Annotated in this window: 17 protein-coding genes and 1 pseudogene; 9 read left to right on the forward strand and 9 right to left on the reverse strand. The window is 71.6% G+C overall.

The window, feature by feature from the left end; genetic code table 11:
• Positions 1-38 precede the first annotated feature (38 nt).
• Complete coding sequence (gene pepN, locus ACFU97_RS29435; RefSeq protein ID WP_384262472.1) at positions 39-2,609, reverse strand: aminopeptidase N; 2,571 nt, start codon at positions 2,607-2,609, stop codon at positions 39-41.
• A 137-nt stretch (positions 2,610-2,746) separates the two neighbouring features.
• On the opposite strand from pepN (ACFU97_RS29435), the gene ACFU97_RS29440 reads away from it, so the two are divergent.
• On the forward strand, positions 2,747-3,220 hold the full coding sequence (locus ACFU97_RS29440; RefSeq protein WP_384262474.1) for a DUF1203 domain-containing protein: 474 nt from the start codon (positions 2,747-2,749) through the stop codon (positions 3,218-3,220).
• On the opposite strand, the gene ACFU97_RS29445 is transcribed toward ACFU97_RS29440, so the two are convergent.
• A complete protein-coding gene (locus ACFU97_RS29445) occupies positions 3,217-4,233 on the reverse strand; it encodes an aspartate-semialdehyde dehydrogenase (RefSeq protein ID WP_384262477.1) in 1,017 nt (338 codons plus the stop codon). The genes ACFU97_RS29440 and ACFU97_RS29445 overlap by 4 nt on opposite strands.
• 224 nt (positions 4,234-4,457) lie before the next feature.
• Between ACFU97_RS29445 and ACFU97_RS29450 the strand changes: the two genes are divergently transcribed.
• Together ACFU97_RS29450 and ACFU97_RS29455 are read left to right on the forward strand one after the other, a co-directional pair.
• Entirely contained in the window at positions 4,458-4,979 is a 522-nt protein-coding gene (locus ACFU97_RS29450; protein WP_384262479.1) for a sigma-70 family RNA polymerase sigma factor, read from the forward strand.
• A gap of 1 nt (position 4,980) precedes the next feature.
• A complete protein-coding gene (locus tag ACFU97_RS29455) occupies positions 4,981-5,703 on the forward strand; it encodes a hypothetical protein (RefSeq protein WP_384262481.1) in 723 nt (240 codons plus the stop codon).
• 79 nt (positions 5,704-5,782) lie between these two features.
• On the opposite strand, the gene ACFU97_RS29460 is transcribed toward ACFU97_RS29455, so the two are convergent.
• Together ACFU97_RS29460 and ACFU97_RS29465 are read right to left on the reverse strand one after the other, a co-directional pair.
• The gene (locus tag ACFU97_RS29460; RefSeq protein ID WP_384262484.1) at positions 5,783-9,085 is read right to left on the reverse strand and encodes a S8 family serine peptidase; all 3,303 of its coding nucleotides are present in this window, start codon (positions 9,083-9,085) and stop codon (positions 5,783-5,785) included.
• Positions 9,086-9,247: 162 nt separating this feature from the next.
• Positions 9,248-9,790 carry a CGNR zinc finger domain-containing protein gene (locus ACFU97_RS29465; protein WP_384262486.1) on the reverse strand — a complete coding sequence of 181 codons (543 nt, stop codon included), beginning with the start codon at positions 9,788-9,790 and terminating at the stop codon, positions 9,248-9,250.
• Positions 9,791-9,898: 108 nt separating this feature from the next.
• Here ACFU97_RS29465 and ACFU97_RS29470 point away from each other — a divergent pair, with 108 nt between their 5' ends.
• The 5 genes and pseudogenes from ACFU97_RS29470 (at position 9,899) to ACFU97_RS29490 (ending at position 14,856) form a co-directional block, all read left to right on the forward strand.
• Complete coding sequence (locus ACFU97_RS29470) at positions 9,899-10,342, forward strand: VOC family protein (protein WP_384262488.1); 444 nt, start codon at positions 9,899-9,901, stop codon at positions 10,340-10,342.
• Positions 10,342-11,232, forward strand: coding sequence for a pyridoxamine 5'-phosphate oxidase family protein (locus tag ACFU97_RS29475; protein ID WP_384262491.1), 891 nt, complete (start codon positions 10,342-10,344; stop codon positions 11,230-11,232). The genes ACFU97_RS29470 and ACFU97_RS29475 overlap by 1 nt, the downstream gene beginning before the upstream one ends.
• A 9-nt stretch (positions 11,233-11,241) precedes the next feature.
• Positions 11,242-11,703, forward strand: a complete 462-nt coding sequence (locus ACFU97_RS29480; protein WP_384262493.1) for an NUDIX hydrolase — start codon at positions 11,242-11,244, stop codon at positions 11,701-11,703.
• A 261-nt stretch (positions 11,704-11,964) separates the two neighbouring features.
• Positions 11,965-13,725: a TIGR03767 family metallophosphoesterase gene (locus ACFU97_RS29485; protein ID WP_384262496.1), complete on the forward strand. Its 1,761-nt coding sequence runs from the start codon at positions 11,965-11,967 to the stop codon at positions 13,723-13,725.
• 58 nt (positions 13,726-13,783) lie between these two features.
• Positions 13,784-14,856, forward strand: a pseudogene (locus ACFU97_RS29490) (RNA-guided endonuclease InsQ/TnpB family protein).
• An 83-nt stretch (positions 14,857-14,939) separates the two neighbouring features.
• On the opposite strand, the gene ACFU97_RS29495 reads toward ACFU97_RS29490, so the two are convergent.
• Positions 14,940-15,986, reverse strand: a complete 1,047-nt coding sequence (locus ACFU97_RS29495; RefSeq protein ID WP_384262498.1) for a hypothetical protein — start codon at positions 15,984-15,986, stop codon at positions 14,940-14,942.
• 188 nt (positions 15,987-16,174) lie between these two features.
• On the reverse strand, positions 16,175-18,742 hold the full coding sequence (gene pepN / locus ACFU97_RS29500; protein ID WP_384262500.1) for an aminopeptidase N: 2,568 nt from the start codon (positions 18,740-18,742) through the stop codon (positions 16,175-16,177).
• Between the two features lie 157 nt (positions 18,743-18,899).
• Here pepN (ACFU97_RS29500) and ACFU97_RS29505 point away from each other — a divergent pair, with 157 nt between their 5' ends.
• On the forward strand, positions 18,900-19,562 hold the full coding sequence (locus ACFU97_RS29505) for a DsbA family protein (RefSeq protein ID WP_384262502.1): 663 nt from the start codon (positions 18,900-18,902) through the stop codon (positions 19,560-19,562).
• 3 nt (positions 19,563-19,565) lie between these two features.
• Here the strand turns inward: ACFU97_RS29505 and ACFU97_RS29510 are convergent, their stop codons facing one another.
• From ACFU97_RS29510 to ACFU97_RS29520, 3 genes are all read right to left on the reverse strand, one after another.
• Positions 19,566-19,733, reverse strand: coding sequence for a hypothetical protein (locus ACFU97_RS29510; protein ID WP_384262505.1), 168 nt, complete (start codon positions 19,731-19,733; stop codon positions 19,566-19,568).
• A 127-nt stretch (positions 19,734-19,860) separates the two neighbouring features.
• Positions 19,861-20,088: a hypothetical protein gene (locus ACFU97_RS29515; protein ID WP_384262507.1), complete on the reverse strand. Its 228-nt coding sequence runs from the start codon at positions 20,086-20,088 to the stop codon at positions 19,861-19,863.
• Positions 20,089-20,116: 28 nt separating this feature from the next.
• Positions 20,117-21,538 (reverse strand): FGGY family carbohydrate kinase, encoded by a 1,422-nt coding sequence (locus ACFU97_RS29520; protein WP_384262509.1) that lies wholly within the window; start codon positions 21,536-21,538, stop codon positions 20,117-20,119.
• Positions 21,539-21,546: the final 8 nt, after the last annotated feature.

Consider the following 21,546-nt stretch of genomic DNA (forward strand, 5'->3'; position numbering starts at 1 on the left):
GCCCGGTGGGTACCGGGCGCCCTCCGTCGTCCGGGCGGCTACGCCTGCGCGTCGGCCGCCTGCGCCTTCAGCGCGCGCTCCACGCCCGAGCGGGACTCGGAGACCAGGCGGCGCAGGGCCGCGCCGGGCTCGGCGGAGGCCAGCCAGGCGTCCGTGCGCTCCAGCGTCTCCTGGGAGACCTGGACCGCCGGGTAGAGGCCGATCGCGATCTGCTGGGCGATCTCGTGCGAACGGGAGTCCCAGACGTCCTTGACGACCTCGAAGTACTTCTCGGCGTACGGCGCGAGCAGCTCGCGCTGGTCGGTCTGGACGAAGCCGCCGATGACGGCCTCCTGGACGGCGTTCGGCAGCTTGTCGGACTCGACGACCGAGGCCCACACCTCCGCCTTCGCCTCCGCGGTCGGGCGGGCGGCGCGGGCGCTGGCGGCGTGCCGCTCACCGGCGGCCGTCCGGTCCCGCTCGTACTCGCCGGCGATCTCCGACTCGTCGTAGCGGCCGACCGCCGCGAGCCGCTGCACCAGCGCCCAGCGCAGCTCGGTGTCGACGGCCAGGCCCTCGATCGTCTGCGAGCCGTCCAGCAGCGCCTCCAGCAGGTCCAGCTGCTCCGGCGTACGGGCCGTCGCCGCGAACGCCCGCGCCCAGGCGAGCTGGTGGTCGCTGCCCGCCGCGGCCGCGCGCAGATGGGCCAGCGTGGCGTCGGTCCAGCGGGTGAGCAGGGCCTCGCGGGCGGCCGGGTCGGCGTACAGGTCGATCGCGAGCTTGACCTGGCGGTGCAGCGACTGCACGACACCGATGTCGGACTCCTTGCCGACGCCCGACAGGACCAGCGAGAGGTAGTCGCGGGTGGCGAGCTCCGCGTCCCGGGTCATGTCCCAGGCCGAGGCCCAGCACAGGGCGCGCGGCAGCGAGGACTCGAAGTCGCCGAGGTGCTCGGTGACGAAGGCCAGCGACTGCTCGTCCAGGCGGACCTTGGCGTACGACAGGTCGTCGTCGTTGAGCAGCACCACGGCCGGGCGGGGCCGGCCGACCAGCCGCGGCACGGCCGTCAGCTCGCCGTCGACGTCCAGCTCGACGCGGTCGGCGCGCACCAGCTTGCCGCTGTCGGCGTCGAGCTCGTACAGGCCGACGGCGATGCGGTGCGGGCGCAGCGTGGGCTCGCCCTGGGCGCCGGCCGGGAGTGCCGGGGCCTCCTGGCGGATGGCGAAGGAGGTGATGACGCCGTCGGCGTCCGTCTCGATCTCCGGGCGCAGGACGTTGATGCCCGCCGTCTGGAGCCACTTCTTCGACCAGGTCTTCAGGTCGCGGCCGGAGGTCTCCTCCAGCGCGCCGAGCAGGTCGGACAGGCGCGTGTTGCCGAAGGCGTGGCGCTTGAAGTACGCCTGCACGCCCGCGAAGAACTCGTCCATGCCGACGTAGGCGACGAGCTGCTTGAGGACCGAGGCGCCCTTGGCGTAGGTGATGCCGTCGAAGTTGACGAGCACGTCGTCCAGGTCGCGGATCTCGGCCATGATCGGGTGGGTGGAGGGCAGCTGGTCCTGCCGGTAGGCCCACGTCTTCATGGAGTTGGCGAAGGTGGTCCACGAGTGCGGCCAGCGCGACGCGGGGGAGTACGCCTGGCACGCGATGGACGTGTAGGTGGCGAACGACTCGTTCAGCCACAGGTCGTTCCACCACTCCATGGTGACCAGGTCGCCGAACCACATGTGGGCCAGCTCGTGCAGGATGGTCTCGGCGCGCAGCTCGTACGACGCGTCCGTCACCTTGGAGCGGAAGACGTACTGGTCGCGGATGGTGACCGCGCCCGCGTTCTCCATGGCGCCGGCGTTGAACTCCGGCACGAAGAGCTGGTCGTACTTCTCGAAGGGGTACGCGTAGTCGAACTTCTCCTGGAACCACTCGAAGCCCTGCCGGGTGACCTCGAAGATCGCGTCCGAGTCCAGGTACTCCGCGAGCGAGGGGCGGCAGTAGATGCCCAGCGGCACGCTCTGCCCGTCCTTCTCGTACACGCTGTGCACGGAGTGGTACGGGCCGACGATCAGCGCGGTGATGTAGCTGGAGATCCGCGGGGTCGGCGCGAACCGCCAGACGTCGTCCTTGGGCTCGGGCGTCGGGGAGTTGGAGATGACGGTCCAGCCGGTCGGCGCCTTCACCGTGAACTGGAAGGTCGCCTTCAGGTCCGGCTGCTCGAAGGAGGCGAAGACGCGGCGGGCGTCCGGGACCTCGAACTGGGTGTAGAGGTAGGCCTGTTCGTCGACAGGGTCGACGAAGCGGTGCAGGCCCTCACCGGTGTTGGTGTAGGCGCAGTCGGCGACGACCCGCAGGACGTTGGTGCCCTCGAGCAGTCCCGGAAGGGCGATGCGGGAGTCGGCGAAGACCTCGGCGGGGTCGAGCGCGTCGCCGTTGAGCGTCACCTCGTGGACCGCCGGGGCCACCAGGTCGATGAAGGACTCGGCGCCGGATTCGGCCACCGCGAAGCGCACCGTGGTCACGGACCGGTAGGTGCCGCCCTCCTGCGCGCCGGAGAGGTCGAGATCGATCTCGTACGAGTCAACGGAGAGCAGCTTCGCCCGCTGCTGTGCCTCTTCGCGGGTCAGGTTTGTGCCAGGCACCGGGTCATCTCCTCGTCAATGTGTCGGTTGCGCCATCCTTCCATGTGGCGGGGCCGATGGACCGAGGGCTATCCCTCGAGAAGTGCCTGTCCGTTTCCCGCCGGTCATCCGGCAGGGCGCGCGCCAGCCTGGGACGCATGACGACCTACACGGCACGACCCATCGCACCGTCCGTCCTCGAGGAGCTGCGCACCGCCGACGACGCGGGCCGCCCGGCTGCCCCCTGCACCGACGACGAGGGGGGTGCCCCGCTGCGCTGCTGCCTGCGCCGCAGCGAGCCGGGGGAGCGGATCGCCCTCGTGTCGTACGCGCCACTGCGCCGCTGGGCCGCCGAGACGGGCGCGCGGCCTGGTGCCTACGACGAGCAGGGCCCCGTCTTCATCCACGCGGACCACTGCCCAGGCCCGGACGGCGGCGCGGGCTACCCCTTCGCGAACGCCCACCGCACGCTCCGCCGCTACTCGGCCGACGGCCACATCCTGGGCGGCGCCCTGGTCCCCGCCCCGGACGACGAGGCCTTCCACCAGGCCTTCGACGACCCGTCCGTGACACTGATCCACGTCCGGGCCGTCGAGTACGGCTGTTTTCTCTACGAGGTCAGGCGGGCCTAGCCCTTCAGCTCCTCCGCCACCAGCTCCGCGATCTGCACCGCGTTCAGGGCCGCGCCCTTGCGGAGGTTGTCGTTGCTGATGAACAGGGCGAGGCCGTTGTCGACGGTCTCGTCCTTGCGGATGCGGCCGACGTAGGACGGGTCCTGGCCGGCGGCCTGCAGGGGGGTCGGGATGTCGGAGAGCTCGACGCCCGGGGCGTCCTTCAGCAGCTCCGTCGCGCGCTCCGGGGAGATCGGGCGGGCGAAGCGGGCGTTGACCTGGAGGGAGTGGCCGGAGAAGACCGGGACACGCACGCACGTGCCGGAGACCTTGAGCTCCGGGATCTCCAGGATCTTGCGGGACTCGTTGCGGAGCTTCTGCTCCTCGTCCGTCTCGTTCAGGCCGTCGTCGACGAGGTTGCCGGCGAAGGGCAGCACGTTGAAGGCGATGGGGCGCTTGTAGACGCCGGGCTCCGGGAAGTCGACCGCCGAGCCGTCGTGCGTCAGCTTGTCCGCGTCGGCGACGACCTTCTGCGTCTGGCCGTGCAGCTCCGCCACGCCCGCGAGCCCCGAGCCGGACACCGCCTGGTACGTGGCGACGATCAGCGCCTCCAGGCCCGCCTCGGCGTGCAGCGCCTTCAGGACCGGCATCGCGGCCATCGTCGTGCAGTTCGGGTTGGCGATGATGCCCTTGGGGCGGTTCGCGATCGCGTGCGGGTTCACCTCGGAGACGACCAGCGGGACCTCGGGGTCCTTGCGCCAGGCGGAGGAGTTGTCGATCACGACCGGACCCTGCGAGGCGACCTTTTCGGCCAGCGCCTTCGAGGTCGCGCCGCCCGCGGAGAACAGGACGATGTCCAGGCCGGTGTAGTCGGCGGTCGCCGCGTCCTCCACCGTCACGCCGTCCAGCTCCGTCCCCGCCGAGCGGGCCGAGGCGAACAGGCGCAGCTCGGTGACCGGGAAGTTCCGCTCCTTGAGGATCCTGCGCATGACCGTGCCGACCTGTCCGGTGGCTCCGACGATTCCGACCCTCACGGTGACTCCCTCTGCGTGTTCGTGCCTGGTGCGGCTTCTGCGTGTCTGCGGCGTTTCCATGATGCGGCCGACCCGGGTCCGCCTGTCCAATTCTTTGCACTCCATGCCCGAGGAGTGGGATGCCCAGGGGTGTGACGTCCGCCTCTGGACAAGTTTCCCGCCGTCCGCCGAACGTTTCCGTGCGCTGCGACGTCGTAGAGGAAACGCGGTGAGGGGGGTGGCTTGTGCTGCGCAGAAAGGCCCGCCGTGCACCGGAGGACGACGATCCTCTGGACACGGCTCAGGAACGCCGGGTGCGGGCGGTGCTCGCGCTGGGCGGGGTGCCGCAGGCGGACCTGCCGGACGGGGTGCAGCAGGTGCGGTTGCGGCTGCTGGAGCGGGCGGCGAAGGGGTACGAGGCGCCGCGCGACGTCTCCGCCTGGGCGGCCGTCGTCGCCTCCAACCTGGCCATGGACTGGCACCGCGCCAAGCGCCGCCAGGAGCGGATCGGTGAGCGGCTGGCCTCGCTGCGGCAGCTGGAGCACCCCTCGGGCGAGGACACCAGCGTGCTCTCCCTCGCCGTCGCCCAGGGCCTCGACGAGCTGCCCGACGCCCAGCGCCAGGTCCTCGTCCTGCGGTTCTACGCCGATCTGCCGGTCCGCTCGATCGCCGAGGAACTCGGCGTCCCGGAGGGCACGGTCAAGAGCCGGCTGCACACGGCGGTACGGGCCCTGCGCGCCCGCCTGCACGAGGACGAGGTGGTGTGACATGGCCGCGGAACACAACGGCACCGACGCGCTCATGGCCGCGCTCACCGGCGAGGAGCTGTCCGACGAGGCCCGCGCGGACGCCGCCTTCATGACCGGGCACCGCGCGGCCGAGGCCGACCTGGCCCTGCTGCGGGAGCAGCTCGCGCTCATCGGGGACGCGCTGGCCGCCCAGGCGCCGCCGCGGCCGGAGCCCGCGCCCGTACGGGCACCCCGGGACCGGCACCGGGTGCGCAGGTTCGCCTTCGCCGCCGTGACCGTGGCCGCCGTAGGCGGGATGCTGGCGGGGATGGCGTGGCTGGTGGCACAGAACGGCGGCAGCGGATCCGCGTCCTCCGCGAGCGGCGACGCGAAGGCGGCGCCGTCGGCGGCCGCGGACGGCTCCTCCCTCGCGAGCCCCGCCCGCCTCGCCTGCATGCGCCTGGTCGCGGAGGGCGACGTCACGGACGTGAAGCCCGTGCCCGCGGTCACCGGGCAGGAGCGGGTCACCCTGCACGTGACGCGCTCGTACAAGCCGGCCAGGAGCCCGAAGGAGGTGGTCTTCGTGCTCGAGCAGGGCCTCGTCGAGAAGGCCCTGCACAAGGGCGACCGCATCCTGGTGGCCCTGCCGGAGCACTCGGCCGTCGCGGACCGGGTGGTCGTCGGCGCACAGGAGATCACCCGCGAGCGCGCCGGGCTGGTCCGCGCGCTGCCCGAGGCGGCCGGCCTGCGCTGCGGCGGATGAATCGGCCGCGGACGAGAGCAGCCGCCGACGAGAAAGGGCGGGCGCCCGTAGGACGCCCGCCCTGACCGCCGTGGGACCGCTACGGCGTGACCTTCTCGATCTGCACGCTGCCGGTGCCCGCGACCGTGCCGCGGGAGTTCACCAGCTGGACCCGGCCGAAGAACTCACGGCCCTCCGGGGCGGCCGCCGCGGCGGTGACGCTGCCGGAGACGGTCGCCGAGTCGCCCGTGCCGAGCTTGACCGGCGCCGTCTCGTCGACGCTGACGGTGCCGAGCGACGAGGAGAAGAAGACGTCCCGGTAGTCGTACGCCGTGGAGCCCGACGGCACCGAGTAACCCGCGACCTCGATGGTGTACGTGCCGGCGGCGGGCGAGGCGATGGAGACCGCCTCCTCCGAGTCGCCGTCGGCGGACTGGCCGACGACCGTGCCGGCCGCGTTCTTGACCGTCAGGTCGAGGTCGGCGGCCGTGTCCGAGACGTTGCCGATGGCGACGTCCAGCGACTTGGCGCCCGCGGGCACCTCGACCGTGGTGGTCTGCGTCTCCCCCTCCTTGACGGACGGGCGCGCCGACTTGGCGGAGCCGAGCGGGCCGCCGACCAGGTGGCCGTCGAGGGCGGCGAAGGCGTTGGTCGCCTTCCAGGAGACGGCGGCCGGGGTGCCGACCTTGGCCTCGGGGACCGTCACGGTCTCCGGGTCGAAGGCCGCGCCGTAGACGGCGACGTCCAGCTTGTAGGGGTTGTCGAGCAGCGGCGAGGTGCGGCGCGACTCGACCTCGATCTCCCACACGCCGGGCTGCGGGTCGGCGTACGAGCGCACGTCGGGCTTGCAGCCGTTGGTGTTCGGGTAGTTGCTGTAGCAGTACGGGGTGCCGGTGTCCTCGACCGGGACGCCGTAGGGGTGGATCGAGATGAAGCGGGTCTGGCTCTTGTCCTTCAGCCCGCCGATCGCGACCTCCAGCGACTTGGCGCCCTCGGGCACGGTCAGGAAGTACGACCGCGTGCTGTTGCGTTGCACCGTGTTCGACGCGGAGTAGGTGTACTTCACCGGCGTCGAGACCACCACGGTGGTGAGGATCTGCTTGTCGACCCCCTCCGTCCTCGGGTCGTCGACCTCGAGGATCGCGCTCTTGAGGCCCGCGGAGCGGGGAGCCGCCTGCACCTTGACGGTGACCGGCTGGTTCAGGGGCAGCCGCACCTCGTCGGAGCCGACGATGCGGAAGGTGTCACCGGCGTTGTTCGCGACATGCAGCTCGTGCCACAGCGCCCGGTCCGGACCGGAGGTGCGGGTGATCGTGACGTCGTACGTCTTCTTCTGCCCGGCCTTGAGGCCGCCCTCGCGGTCGTAGAGGCCGGTGCCGAAGCCCGGCGTCTTCAGGGCGAAGTCGATCGCGGTGTCGACCGGCGCCTTGACCGTGTAGTCATGGGCGCTCGCGCCGTCGCGGATCGCGTCCCAGGCGTCGACGATGTCGATGAGACCCGCACCCTCCTCGTAGGCCTGCACACCCTTGATGTGGTCGGCGGTCGAGGTGAGGGCGGTGCGCAGCGTGGCCGGCGTCAGGTCGATGTGCTTCTGCTTGGCGGCGCTCAGCAGCAGCGCGGACGCGCCGGTGGCCTGCGGGGAGGCCATCGAGGTGCCCTGCAGCATGGAGTAGCCGGCCGGCAGCGAGTAGCCCGCCTCGGCGACCGGGGAGCCCGGCAGCCAGGTCTGCGTGGAGTTGATCGAGGCACCCGGCGCGGACAGGGTGGGCGTGAAGCCGCCGTCCTCACGCGGGCCGCGCGAGGAGAAGGGCATCATCGCGTACTTCTTCTCCACGGCCGAGCCGTAGTTGGAGGCCCAGGTCTCGCGGGAGATGGTCGCGCCGACCGAGATCACCTTGTCGGCCAGGCCCGGGTCGCCGATGGTGTTGGCACCGGGGCCGGAGTTGCCGGCCGAGATGACCAGCTGCACGCCGTAGGTGTCGATGAGGCGCGTGTAGAGCTCGGCGCGCGCGTTGTTGCCGTCGTTGAGGGCCGGCAGGCCGCCGATCGACATGTTGACGATGTCGACGCCGCGGTTGACGACGAGGTCGATCATGCCCTCGGTGAGCGCGACGTTGGTGCAGCCGCCGGTCCAGGTGCAGGCACGGGAGGAGACGAGCTTCGCGCCCGGGGCCGCGCCGTTCATCCGGCCGCCGAACAGGCCGTGCGCGGAGGTGATGCCGGCGACGTGCGTGCCGTGCTCGGACTCGATGACGCCGATGTTGACGAAGTCGGCCTTCTTGCCCACCCAGTCGCCGCCGTAGGGGTCCATCGGCACGTCCTTGCGGATCTGCACGACGAACGGCTGGCGCTCCACCACGTCGGTCTTCGGGTCGTCGGTGCCGAAGTAGCCGACCTGGTACCCGTCCTTGTACGGCTTCATCGGCTCGTCGTCGCCGAAGTCGAAGTTGTTGTCGAGGTCGACGCGGACGGTCCCGGCGGCGGGGTCGTAGAGGACGCCCCACTTGTCGGTGGTGTCGCCGTCGCGGTTCGCGTCGCCCTTGGCGTCGCCGCCCGCGGTGACGGACTCGCTGAACGTGCTGACCTGGTACGACCCGGCGGGCGCCGTCCAGGTCCGGCCGCCGTAGGTGAAGCTGGGGCCGGAGACGGAGGTCACCATCGGCCGCCAGGTGGCGTCGCCGTCGACGATCGGGTCGGTCGCCGTGACCCAGTCGACGATCTTCCGCTCGCCGGTGGTGGTCTTCTGCAGGGCGGGGTGGCCGAGGTCGACACCGGAGTCGAGGATGCCGATGGTGACCCCACGGCCGTCCGACTTCGGGTGGTCCTTCACGAAGTCGACGGCGCCCGTCTCGAAGGACGGGTTGTAGGGGTTCTCGGCCGGGGTGTTCTTGTTCGGGCCGGAGTAACCCGCGCTTCCCGAGCCGGACCTGGCGGATCCGCCGGTCACGCTCGGGTCGTCCAGAGGTATCTCCTTGCGCAGGTCGATGCCGTGCACGGAGGAGAGCTTCGCGGCGGCGGCGATGGCCGACTCCGCCCTGGCGGTGGGGACGGTCGCGCGGACGTAGCCGAGCTTGTCGTAGGTCCGGCCCACCGAGCCGCCCTTGACCGCGTCCAGTTCGCCGGCGACCTGCTCGGTCTGCCCCGGCGCGGTGGCGATCATCATCGTGACGTTCTTGGCGCCGTCGGCCTTGGCCTCGGCGAGCAGGTCCGCGTCGTCGGAACCGAGCTTGTGCTGCGCGGACTTGACGGTGGCGTCGGCGGGCGCGGTGGCGGACGGACCGTCGGCGGAGAAGGCCAGGGGTATCGGCCCGGCCGCGGAGAGCGCGGTGACGAGACCGGCGGCCACGGCTATGCGGGCCACGCGTCTCGCGCCGGGTATCGGGTCGCGCTGGGGGTGGGTCATCGGCATCCCTCGTACGTGAAGATTTCTGTGCCGGACGAGCGCAGCTTTACCCAAGGGACGCTTGTTTGGGAAGTGTTGACCGAAACGAGGGGCGGGTATGGGGAAAACCCCCGATGCCCTTTAGTCGGATGAGTCACCAATAGCGGCAAATGGTGCGGCGGTTCACGATTCCTTCGAGCGCGCGTAATGCCGCGACGCCTTGGCCCGGTTGCCGCAGGAGGCCATGGAGCACCAGCGGCGGGTGCCGTTGCGCGAGGTGTCGTAGAAGTGCAGCACGCATCCGTGCCCTGCGCAGGCGCGGATGCGGTCGGGGGCGGCGGAGAGCAGCTCCAGATAGCCGCGGGCGGCGAGCCAGGCCGGACCCCAGGACGGGTCGCGGAACTCGGGCGCCTCGCCGGGGCCGTCGGCGGTGAGGGTGGCCCGGATGCGCCCGTGCGCGAGGACGGCGTCGACGGCGTCCGCCCCTTCGGCGAGTGATCCGTCCACGGCCTTCTTCAGCGCGTCGCGTGCCTCCCGCGTGTGCCGCAGGGTCGCCGCGTCGGCCGGGAACCGCCCCTCGAGCCCGTTCGCCGCGAGCCACACGGTGAGCCCGTCGAGGCCGTCGAGCAGATCCTGCGTGACCCCCTCCCGGTTCCAGCGCGTGTTGAGCAGGTCGAGCGCGAGCGGCTCGCCCGTGAGGGGGCGCGGGTCGGCGGTGGCGGGCATGGGGGGCTCCTTCCGGGCTAACCACTGAAGACTACGTGGCCGGTTGACGTTCCTCGATTCTAACCGCTAATCTTGATAACGACGGTTACAACGGACTGGGGGAGACCCATGACCCTGAACACCGGGCACATCGGCCTGAACGTCACCGACCTCGACCGCTCGCTCGCCTTCTACCGCGACGTCCTGGGCTTCGTGCTGGTCGCCGAGGGCAAGGAGGAGGACCGGCGGTACGCGTTCCTCGGCGACGGCGAGCGGCTCGTCCTCACCCTCTGGCAGCAGGCGGAGCAGCCGTACGCCGGCGGCCGCGCGGGCCTGCACCACCTGGCCCTGGAGGCGGAGTCGGTCGAGCGGGTCAGGGAGTACGAGCAGGCGCTGCGGGCGTACGGCGTCGACTTCGCCTACGAGGGCGTGGTGGCCCACCGCGAGGGCGCGGCGTCCGGCGGCATCTTCTTCCACGACCCCGACGGCACCCGGCTGGAGATCTCGGTGCCCAGCGGCGCGGACGGCGCGCCCGCACCCCACGAGTCCGCTCCGACCTGCGGGTTCTTCTGATGACGGACGTCTTCCACGCGGGTTCGCGGGCGCTGCAGGACCGGGCCGGTGTGCGCGAGGTGGCCGATCACGTGGGCCGGGCGATCGGCGCGGGGATCAAGCCCGTGGCGGCCGCCTTCCTGGAGCTCCAGCCGCTGCTGGTGCTCGGCGCGGCCGATCCGTCCACGGGCGCGGTCTGGGCGTCGCCGCTGGCCGGGGCGCCGGGCTTCGTGCGCGCGACGGGCCCGCAGCAGGTGTCCGTGACGGGCGGTGTCGGCCCCGCCGACCCCCTGGCCGAGGCGCTCGCGACCGAGGGCACCCCGGTCGCCACGATCGCCCTCGACCCCGGCACCCGCCGCCGTATGCGCCTCAACGGCCGCCTCCGCCCGACGGCGCGCGGCTTCGCGGTGACGGCGGAACGGGTCTTCGCGAACTGCCCCAAGTACATCCAGCGGAGACAGTCGTACGAGGTGCTGGCGGACAGCGAACCGGGCCCGACCACCAGGAGCCGTGAACTCTCCGCCCGGCAGCGGGAGTTCGTCGAGTCGGCGGACACCTTCTTCGTCGCGACCGTGCACGAGGGGCGGGTCGAGGTGAGCCACAAGGGCGGCAATCCCGGATTCGTGCGGACCGGTTCCGCGACGGAGCTGAGCTGGCGGGACTACCCGGGCAACTCCATGTTCCTGACCCTGGGCAACATCGCCTCCGACCCCCGGGCGGGCCTGCTGTTCCTGGACTGGGAGACGGGCGCGGTGCTGCAGCTGACGGGCGAGGCGCGCACGGAGTTCGACGAGGACGGCGAGGCGCGGGTGCGGTTCGTGGTGACGCGGGCCGTGCAGACGCCGTCCGCGGTGCCGCTGCGCTGGTCGGCGCCGGAATACTCGCCTGCCAATCCCGCCCGGGCGCACTAACTTCCTTCTGTGCGCCGAAAATTGAGGGTGGCGGCCTACGCCATGTGCATCCGCGACGAGAAGATCCTGCTGGCCCGCTGGCTCGACGACGAGGGCCGCCCCGAGTGGACCCTGCCCGGCGGCGGCATGGAGCACGGTGAGCACCCTTACGACACCGTGCTGCGCGAGGTGGAGGAGGAGACCGGGTACCTCGTGGAGATCACCGGCCTGCTCGGTGTGGACTCGATCAGCCGCACCTTCACCCGCGGCTTCGGCCGCAGGACCGACCACCACGGCGTACGCCTCGTCTACGAGGCTCGCGTGATCGCCGGCGAACTGCGCCCCGAGATCGGCGGCTCCACGGACCTGGCCGCCTGGCACCCCCTCACGGAGGTGCCCGCCCTCAACCGCGTCGGCCTGGTCGACGTGGGCCTGAGACTGTGGCAAGAGCGGCCGGTGACGGGGCGGGTGACGGCCCCGGCCGACGAGTGACGGGTGCCACTTCTCAGGGCCCTGAACTGCCTTGCGTACCCCGAAAGATGAACACGGAGTGACCGCCCCCCGGCCGCGCGACGAGCGGTCGGGGGCGTGCCGGGTGCGCCAAGATCCACGTACGGTGATCGGTGTTGCGCGTTGCCGTCTCGTTCACGCGCAGGTCATTCCCGGTGCCAAGCATCCAGAGCGAGCGGGATGTTCGCGACAGCGATCGCCCGCGACCACTGCCGACGCGTTCGCACTCGGGGAGATCGCGCCATGTCGCGCATACGCTCTGTCGCCGCCACCATCCCGGCGGTCAACCGCCGCACCGTCCTCGCCGCCACCGGCGCGGCGGCCGTCTCCGCGGGCGTCGGGTACGCCCTGCGGCCGACCGACAGCCACGCCGCCACCGACGCCGGCACGGAGGCGACCCGGGTGGTGGCGCAGTCGCGCCGGGCCCCGGCCGCGCCTCTCGCGCCCTACACCAAGGGCACCACCCTCGCCGGCGTCGCCGCCCCGCGCTCCGGCTCCGGCTACCGCCGCCTCGGCGACGGCCCGGGCTGGACCCGGGTGGTGCGCAGCGACCTGGCCGCGCCCCGGACGGGCCGGGCCGGCCGCCGTACCGCGCTCGCCGCGTTCGTGCAGCTCACCGACCTGCACCTGATCGACGCCCAGCACCCGATGCGCCTGGAGTACCTGCGCTCCACCGACCAGCACGCCTGGCGCCCGCACGAGGCGCTGACCGTGCAGGGCGCGATCTCGCTGGTCGAGCGGATCAACGCGCTGCGCGGCGCCCCCGTCACCGGCTCCGCGCTGCACTTCGCGATGACCACCGGCGACAACACGGACAACAACGCCAAGTCCGAGCTGGAGTGGTTCCTGAAGATCATGAGCGGGGGGCGCATCACGCCCAACACCGGGGACCCGCGCCACTACGAGGGCGTGCAGAACAGCGGCCTCAAGACCTACTGGCAGCCCGACTCCACCGTGCGCGACGGCGACAAGCAGCTCGGCTTCCCGCACCTCCAGGGCTACCTGGCGGCCGCGATCCGCGAGGTGCGCAGCCCCGGCCTGAACCTGCCCTGGTACTCCACGGTCGGCAACCACGACGCCATGCCGCTCGGCTGCTACGGCCACGGCGACTCCTGGCTCGCCGAGTACGCGGTCGGCGGCAAGAAGCTGATGTCGCTGTCCGCGTCCGAGGCGGCGAAGCTGCAGAACCACATCAAGAGCGGCAACGACCCGAAGGGCCTCGCCTTCCGCGACCTGCTGAAGGCCCACGCGCGCGACATGCGCTCGGTCACGCCCGACCCGCGGCGGGCGCCGTACACCCCGGCCGACTACCTCAAGGCCCACCTGGACCCGGCGTACAGCGGTCTCGGTCCGGTCGGCCACGGCTACTCCAGCGCCAACCTCGAGGCGGGCACGCAGTACTACGCCTTCCGTATCGCCGACGACGTGGTGGGCATCAGCCTCGACACCACCGACCCGGGCGGCCACTACGAGGGCTCCATCGGGACGGCCCAGCTGAACTGGCTGGACAAGCAGCTCAAGGACAACAAGGACTCCTACGTCGTCGTCTTCAGCCACCACACCAGCAAGACGATGACGAACACGAGCCACGTGGACCCGGCCCGCCCGAACGAGCGCCGGCACGACGGACAGGAGGTCCTCGCCACCCTCGGCCGCCACCGCAACGTCCTGGCCTGGGTGAACGGCCACATCCACCGCAACGACATCACCGCGCACTCGTCGACCGCCGGCGGCTCCTTCTGGGAGATCTCCACGGCCTCGCACGTGGACTACCCGCAGCTCGCCCGGGTCGTCGAGCTGGCGGACAACAAGGACGGCACGATCTCCCTTTTCACCACGCTCGTCGAGTCCGCGGCCCCGCACCGCACCGACTTCTCGGACCTCACGCAGACGGGTCTCGCGGCCCTGTACCGCGAGGTGTCCTACAACGCGCCGGGTGCCAGCACGAGCCTGGGCGGCGACGCCAACGACCGCAACACGGAGCTGGTGCTGAAGAAGGGCTGAGGTCAGCTGTGAAGCGGGTCGGCGAGGGCGGGCATGCCGGTACACGTACCGGCTCCGCGTGTCGTCGACGGCCCGCAGGGCGTTGCTGGCGGAGTGGGACCGCTGCCGCTGGATCTGGAACGGTGCGTTGCGCGTTCCCAGAAGGCCCACCGAGAGGGGGAGAAATGCGGCCCCGCCCGGTTGGACAAGATGCTGACTGAGTCCCGCTCGGTGATGCTGTGGCTGGCTGAGGGTTCCGGCGGTACCGCAGCAGCAGCTCATCCGTGACTTCGGCAAGTCACGCGCCAAGGCGCTCAAGGACATCAAGGACGGTCTGTCGCAGAGGCAGCGGGCCGGCGTTCCCGGATACAAGAAGAGGCGCGAGGCCGACCCGACGCTGAACTACACCAAGCGCGGCTTCCGATTGAAGGACGGCCGTCTGCATCTCGCTGGCGGCATCGTGCTGACGGTGGTGTGGTCGCGGGACCCGCCCGCCGAGCCGTCGAGCGTGCGTGTGTATCGCGACAATCTCGGGCACTGGTACGGCTCGTTCGTCGTTCCTGCCCAAGTCCAAGCGCTCACGGCCTGCCCCATGCCCAGCTTGGCCGGAAGGCTCAGGCCAAGCTGACCCGGTACGACCGGATGATGGCCCGCCGCAAACCCGCCAGGGGGCAGGCGGCTTCGAAGGGCTATCGCGAGGCGAAGAAGTGGCGGGCGGAGACACGCCAGAAGATCGCCCGCCAGCGGCAGGACACCGGCCGCGAGTGGGCAAAGAAGGTCGTGCGCGACCACGACGCTATCGCCGTCGAGGACTTCAAGGCGAGGTTCCTCGCCAGGACCACCATGGCGCGCAAGGCCGCCGACGCGGCCATCGGCGCCACCAAACAGGCACTGTTGGAGATGGGCCGCAAGCACGGACGGGACGTCCGTCTCGTGCATCCCGCGCACACCACCATGGACTGCGCGTCGTGCGGAGCGAGAACCAAGCACGCACTTCCTCTCTCGGAACGTACCTACACCTGCACCGCGTGCGGAGCCGTGTCCCCAAGGGACAAGAACTCCGCCCGCGTGATGCTGGTCCGGGCTGGTCTGTACCCGGCTGGTGTTGAGGGCGTGAGACCTCCTGGAGCGCTGCTCCAGGAGGCGGCCTGAGCCAGGAATCCCACTCGTCCGCGAGGGGAGCAGTCAATACCGGGGCAGTACCACGACGATGTGCGCGGCCGGGTCCGCGGTTGTCAACGGGGCAGCACCACGACGTAGGCGGCGGGTTCCCGGTCGCCGGACGCCATCAGCGCCGTGCGGACGACCGCCGCCTGCTGCTCCATCGCGTCGCGGAGCTTCCTGGGCGTGATGTGCACGACCGTGATGCCCAGGCGCTCCAAGTGCTCGCGCTTGCGGGCGTATTCGGACCACAGGGCGTCCTCGTCCTGCCGCGGCGCCCGGGTGTCCAGCTCCACCGCCACGGCCTGCTCGGGCCAGTAGGCGTCCAGTCCGCCGAGGTGCGGGCCGCCGGGCAGGCGCAGGTCGACGTTCCAGACCGGGTCGGGCAGGCCGTACTCCTGGACCATCCGGTACAGGCGGTCCTCGGCGATCGCGCGGCCCTCCGCGAGCAGGGAGTCCACCGCGTCCACCACGTGCGGGCGACCGAGCAGCTTCGCCTGGTTCAACGCCCGTACCACCGCGGCGGGTTCGCAGTGGCCGCCGCGCACCGCCTCCGTCAGCAGCCGCCGCACCGTGGAGGCGTCGGCCAGCTCCGACACCGCGTCGGCGAGGGCGCGCGGCACCGGCGCGACCGGAACTCCCGTCACCGCCTGGGCGGTCGGCAGGGCCGGCGTGCGGACGATGCGCGCGCAGCCCGTCGAGCGCAGGCGGCGCAGCCGGGGGACCAGGACGTCGATCTTCTCCAGCGACAGCAGCGGCGGCGCGGAGGTGAAGCCGTAGAGCGTCAGGGCCGCGAGGCCCGTGATCATGGCCTCCGCGTAGACGGGCCGGTGCGGCTCGTCCGGGCCGGGCTGGGCCGGCACCCCGGGCGCCGACTCGCGTGACGCGTACATCAGCACCGCGTGCAGCCGCTCCTCGCTCGTCGGCGGGCCCGGGTGGAGGAGGAAGACACCCGGCAGGATCTGCTGCCAGGCGCCGCCCGCGCGGCACTGCTCGTTCATCTCCGCCGACGAGACCCCGTGGGCGCGCAGCTGAGCCGTCGTCAGAACGCGCCGATGCACCTCGGAGAGGTGACGCAGGGGGCGGGGGGAAGCCGGGGGGAGCGGGGTGTTGTGGTTCATGACTCGGGGTTTCCCGCGTCCGGTCGGTTCTTTAACCGCTGTTACACGCCCGTCGACAAATACGGACAAGGCATCACTAAAGGACGGGTGTTCGGGTGCCGATAGGGCACGGAAAACCCCTGGTCCATTCGGGTTGGGCCAGGGGTTACGGGTCTTATTGACCGGATTCCGTAACGGTCACGGGCAGATCAGTCGTTGGCCAAAGCTTGGGCGCGCAGGGCCCGTGCCAGATCGTCCCGCGCCTCCAGCACCAGCCGGCGCAGCGCGGGCGCGGCGCCCTCGTGCGCGGCGAGCCACGCGTCCGTCGCCTCCAGCGTCGCGGGCGAGTCCTGGAGCGACGGGAACAGGCCGCGCACCACGTCCATGCCGATCTGGATGGACCGCTCCGTCCACAGCCGCTCGATCGCCGCGAAGTACTTCTCCGTGTACGGCGCGAGCAGTTCGCGCTGCGAGGACTGCGTGAAGCCCGCGATCGTCGCCTCCACCAGGGCGTTGGACAGCGCGTCGGACTCCACCACCTGGGCCCACGCCTGCGCCTTGACCGCCACCGACGGACGGGCGGCGAGGCAGCGGACCTGGTGGCGCTTGCCCGACGCCGTGTCGTCGCGGGCCAGTTCGGCCGCGAGCACCGGCTCGTCCACCGCGCCGTGCGCGGCGAGCGGCTCCAGGAACGTCCAGCGCAGCTCCTGGTCGACGTCCAGGCCCTCGATCTTCTCCGTGCCCTCCAGCAGGCCCCGCAGCAGGCTCAGGTCGTCCGGCGCGGACGCCACCGTCGCGTAGAACCGCGCCCACGCCAGCTGGTGCTCGCTGCCCGGCTCGGCCGCGCGCAGGTCGCGCAGCGCGGTGTGGGCCAGCAGCTCCCCGCCCCGCGGCCGCCAGGACGCGGGCGAGTAGTGCACCAGCGCCGAGTTCGCCCACGCGTGCAGCATCTGCAGCACGCCGATGTCGGACTCACGGCGCCCGAACCGCGTCACCAGGTCGATGAAGTCGGGTGCGGGCAGCAGGGCGTCCCGCGTCATGTTCCACAGCGCCGACCAGCACAGGGCACGGGCCAGCGGGTCGGTGATCGCGCCCAGGTGCTCGCGCAGCGCGGCGAGGGACGTCTCGTCGAAGCGGATCTTGCAGTACGTCAGGTCGTCGTCGTTGACCAGCACCAGATCCGGGGCCTGCTCGCCGGCCAGCTCCGTCACGACCGTCCGCGGGCCGTCGACGTCCACCTCGGCGCGCGCGTACCGCACCAGGCGGTCGTCCTCGAGGCGGTACAGGCCCACCGCCACGCGGTGCGGCCGCAGTTCGGGGTGCGACTCGGCGGCCTCCTGCACCACCGCGAGCTCGTCGACCCGGCCGTCGGTGGTCAGCAGCACCTGCGGGGTGAGGGAGTTGACGCCCGCGGTCTGCAGCCAGCCGCGCGCCCAGGTGCCCATGTCCCGGCCGCTGGTCTCCTCCAGCGCCGACAGCAGGTCGCCGAGGCGGGTGTTGCCGTAGGCGTGCCGCTTGAAGTAGCGGCGGGCGCCCTCCAGGAAGGCGTCCTGGCCGACGTAGGCCACCAGCTGCTTGAGGACGGAGGCGCCCTTGGCGTAGGTGATGCCGTCGAAGTTGAGCTTGGCGTCCTGCAGGTCGCGGATGTCGGCGGTGATGGGATGCGTGGAGGGCAGCTGGTCCGCGCGGTAGGCCCACGCCTTGCGGCGGTTGGCGAAGGTGATCCAGCCGTCGGTGAAGCGGGTCGCGCCGACCAGGGAGAAGGCGCCCATGAAGTCCGCGAAGGACTCCTTCAGCCACAGGTCGTCCCACCACTCCATGGTGACCAGGTCGCCGAACCACATGTGCGCCATCTCGTGCAGGATGACGTTGGCCCGGCCCTCGTAGGACGCCCGCGTGACCTTGCCGCGGAAGATGAACTCCTCGCGGAAGGTGACCAGTCCGGGATTCTCCATCGCGCCGAGGTTGTACTCGGGCACGAACGCCTGGTCGTACTTCCCGAAGGGGTACGGGTAGTCGAAGTGGTCGTGGAAGAAGTCCAGGCCCTGCTTGGTGACGAGGAAGACGTCGTCGGCGTCGAAGTAGGGGGCCAGGCCCTTGCGGCACAGGGCGCCGAGCGGGATCTCCAGCGTCGTGCCGTCCTCGAAGGTGCGCTCGTAGGAGTCCGTCACGTAGTGGTAGGGGCCCGCCACCACGCAGGTGATGTACGTCGAGATCGGCTTGGTCTCGGCGAACCGCCACACGCCGTCGGTGCGCTCGCCCGCGCCGTTGCTCCAGACCGTCCAGTCCTCCGGGGCGCGCACCTCGAAGCGGTAGGGCGCCTTGAGGTCGGGCTGCTCGAAGTTGGCGAAGACGCGGCGGGAGTCGGCCGGCTCGTACTGCGTGTACAGGTACACCTCGCCGTCCTCCGGGTCGACGAAGCGGTGCATGCCCTCGCCGGTGCGGGAGTAGGCGCACTGGGCGTCCACGACCAGCTCGTTCTCGGCGGCGAGGTCCTCCAGGACGATGCGGGAGCCGTCGAAGACCTGGCCGGGGTCGAGGTCGCGGCCGTTGAGTGAGACGGAGGTCACACTCGGCGCGATCAGGTCGGCGAACGTGGCGGCCCCCGGCTCGTTGCAGCGGAAGCGGATCGTGGTGACGGAGCGGAAGGTGCGCGGGCCGTCCCCGTCGTCCCCGCCCACCGCCGAACGCAGGTCCAGGGCGACCTCGTACCCGTCGACGGACAGCAGGGCGGCCCGCTCCCGGGCCTCGTCGCGGGTCAGATTCTCACCGGGCACGGGCGGTACTCCCTCGGCTGGCGTTCGGTATGTGGACAGGCCCGATCCTGCCATGTGCTCCTGACGGTGGGCACCCGGGAATCGGGCGGTCACCCGGGAATGGGGCGGGTGATGCCCGGCGTTGCTCGTTGAAACCGATACTTTCCCGAGGAGACCCATGTCCGAGACCGCGACCAGCTCCGCCAAGACCCCCGTCGACTTCTGGTTCGACCCGCTGTGCCCCTGGGCCTGGATGACGTCCCGGTGGGTGCTGGAGGTCGAGAAGGTCCGGGACATCGAGGTGCGCTGGCACATCATGAGCCTGGCGGTGCTCAACGAGGACAAACTGGACACGCTGCCCGAGGCGTACCGGGACATGCTCGCCACCAAGGCGTGGAAGCCGGTGCGCGTGGTGACCGCGGCCTGGCAGAAGCACGGCGCGGACGTCCTCGGCCCGCTCTACACCGCGCTCGGCACCCGCTTCCACAACAACGGCGAGGGCGCGACCACCGAGGCCATCGCCGCAGCCCTGGCCGACGCCGGCCTGCCCGCCGACCTGATCGACTACGCCGACCAGGAGAACTTCGAGTTCGACGCCGAACTGCGCGCCTCCCACAAGGAGGGCATCGACAAGGTCGGCCAGGAGGTCGGCACCCCGGTCATCGCCGTCCCCGGCGCGGACGGCGAGCAGCTCGCCTTCTTCGGCCCGGTCGTCACGCCGGCCCCCAAGGGCGAGGCCGCCGCCCGGCTCTGGGACGGCACCCTCGCGGTCGCCTCGGTCCCCGGCTTCTACGAGATCAAGCGCACCCGCACGGCGGGCCCGGACTTCAGCAACCTGTAGCGGTCACCCGGGCTCGGGGAGGGTCCCGCCCACCCCGTAGTTGCCCCTCTGCTGCCACCGACGGCACTTGCCGTTGGTGCAGCGGAGCAGGGAGCTCTCGCTGACGTGCTTCGGCACGTGCGGCCGGGCCTGCTCCTTCTCCTTCTCGGTCAGCTCACGGAACTCGTGCATCTGATGACCGCAGTTCGGACAGCGCTTCGACACCATGGGACCCCCCGAGGCCGGTGACCGGAGCGTAGGCCCGTGGTACGTCGCCGCGGCAGCCCGGAATCCGTCCCGCCACGGCGGATTCCGGGCATCACGCCCCCGCGGGCTCCTCCCGGAAGCTCTCCGGCAGCAGGTCGCCCCTGCCCCGGTTGAGATGCGGCTGGTACCAGAGACAGCCCTTGGCCGTGCAGCGCCACAGGTTGCCCACGAAGAAGCGGGGGCCCTTCTTCTCCCGGACCGCCGACTGCTCCGCGCTGTTGAGCCGGCGGAACTTCTGCCGTCTGCGGCAGGTCGGGCACTCCCGTTCGATCTCGGTCATCGAAGCCTCCTCGCGGTCGCGGCGCCGGTCAGGCGCGGATCCGGCCGCGGGCCTCTGCCAGGCGGGAGAGGTGGTTCTCGTACGCCGTCGTGTAGTACGCCGCGCGGGTCGGGTCAGGGTCCACCACCGCGGTCGGGCGCGTCCAGGTCCGTGCGTCGAGGGACATGCCGTGTCGCTCAGCCGCCGCCAGCACCGCACCCCGCGCACCCACCTCGCCCTCGACGACCCGGAGCGGGCGGCCCAGCACGTCGGCGAGCAGACGCATCCAGGCGGGGCTGCGGGTGCCGCCGCCGCAGACGGCGAGCGAGCCGGTGAGGCCGGCGGCCTCCAGGCAGTGGCGGGCCGCGTAGCCGATCCCCTCGCAGGTGGCCCGGACCAGGTCCGCCTTGGTGGACTCGAGGGAGACGCCGGTGAGTTCGGCGCGCAGCCGGGGCTCGACGAACGGCGCGCGCTCGCCCGAGGGCGCGAAGTACGGCAGCACGCGCACACCGTTCGCGCCGGGCGGAGTCTTCGCCAGCAGCGCGTCGACCTCCTCGTGCCGCACACCCGTCGTCGTCAGCACCCAGTCCAGGGCCGCGGTGCCGACCATCGCGGGCATGGCGCGCAGCCAGTGGCCGGGACGGTCGGTGGAGATGTACAGGCCGGCCGGCTCCCCGGTGAGGTCCAGGTCGGTCGTGGCGACGAGGCTGGCCAGGCACGTGCCGACGATCAGCAGACCGTCGCCGGGACCGGTCACCCCCGCCCCGAGCGCGCAGGACGGCAGGTCGTACGGCCCGTTCGCCAGCCGGGTGCCCGGCGGCAGCCCCTCGACCGCCTCAGCCGTCGAGATCGGGTCGCCGACCGGGGCGAGCAGACCGCGGCGGTGCGTGAGCCCCAGCAGCTCCACGACCCGGTTGTCGTACGCCCGGGTGCGCGGGTCGAGGAACGGCATCGACGCGTCCGACACGTCCGTGGTCGCCGGCGCGCCCGTCAGGCGCCGGAAGACCATGTCCTTGCAGTACAGGGCGGTGCTCGCGGCGTCGAGCGAGGCGGGCTCGTAGCGGTCGAACCAGGCCAGCAGCGGGCCGGGGCATCCGGGGAACATGGCGCTGCCCGTACGCCGGAACACCGTCTCGAAGGTGCCGTCCGCCAGCCACTGGTCGAGCAGTTCGTGCGCCCGCCCGTCCATCCAGGAGGCCGCGGGCCGCACCGGCCGCCCCTCCTTGTCGACCAGCCACACCCCGTCGCCCTGCCCGGTCAGCCCGGCCAGCTCCACCGGCTCCGCGACCCGCGAAGTCAGCTTCCCGAGGACCGCGACGACGGCCGCGTACACCTCCTCCATGTCCTGCTCGACCACGCCCCCGTGCAGTGCGAGTCCCACCGGGCGCGCCTCGACGGCCAGTTCACGCCCGTCGCCGTCGAAGGCGGCGGCCTTCACCATGGACGTGCCCACATCGATACCGACGTACATCTCGCCTC

The sequence above is a fragment of the Streptomyces sp. NPDC057616 genome (genome assembly GCF_042800575.1).
Classification (GTDB): domain Bacteria; phylum Actinomycetota; class Actinomycetes; order Streptomycetales; family Streptomycetaceae; genus Streptomyces.

Bases quoted from the DNA above. Each gene is read 5' to 3' on its own strand.
- ACFU97_RS29505 (WP_384262502.1), top strand. From the start codon at position 18,900: ATGTCCGAGACCGCGACCAGCTCCGCCAAGACCCCCGTCGACTTCTGG.
- ACFU97_RS29515 (WP_384262507.1), bottom strand. From the start codon at position 20,088: ATGACCGAGATCGAACGGGAGTGCCCGACCTGCCGCAGACGGCAGAAG.
- ACFU97_RS29440 (WP_384262474.1), top strand. From the start codon at position 2,747: ATGACGACCTACACGGCACGACCCATCGCACCGTCCGTCCTCGAGGAG.
- ACFU97_RS29470 (WP_384262488.1), top strand. From the start codon at position 9,899: ATGACCCTGAACACCGGGCACATCGGCCTGAACGTCACCGACCTCGAC.
- ACFU97_RS29520 (WP_384262509.1), bottom strand. From the start codon at position 21,538: ATGTACGTCGGTATCGATGTGGGCACGTCCATGGTGAAGGCCGCCGCC.
- ACFU97_RS29510 (WP_384262505.1), bottom strand. From the start codon at position 19,733: ATGCACGAGTTCCGTGAGCTGACCGAGAAGGAGAAGGAGCAGGCCCGG.
- ACFU97_RS29495 (WP_384262498.1), bottom strand. From the start codon at position 15,986: ATGAACCACAACACCCCGCTCCCCCCGGCTTCCCCCCGCCCCCTGCGT.
- ACFU97_RS29460 (WP_384262484.1), bottom strand. From the start codon at position 9,085: ATGACCCACCCCCAGCGCGACCCGATACCCGGCGCGAGACGCGTGGCC.
- ACFU97_RS29455 (WP_384262481.1), top strand. From the start codon at position 4,981: ATGGCCGCGGAACACAACGGCACCGACGCGCTCATGGCCGCGCTCACC.
- ACFU97_RS29485 (WP_384262496.1), top strand. From the start codon at position 11,965: ATGTCGCGCATACGCTCTGTCGCCGCCACCATCCCGGCGGTCAACCGC.
- ACFU97_RS29465 (WP_384262486.1), bottom strand. From the start codon at position 9,790: ATGCCCGCCACCGCCGACCCGCGCCCCCTCACGGGCGAGCCGCTCGCG.
- ACFU97_RS29475 (WP_384262491.1), top strand. From the start codon at position 10,342: ATGACGGACGTCTTCCACGCGGGTTCGCGGGCGCTGCAGGACCGGGCC.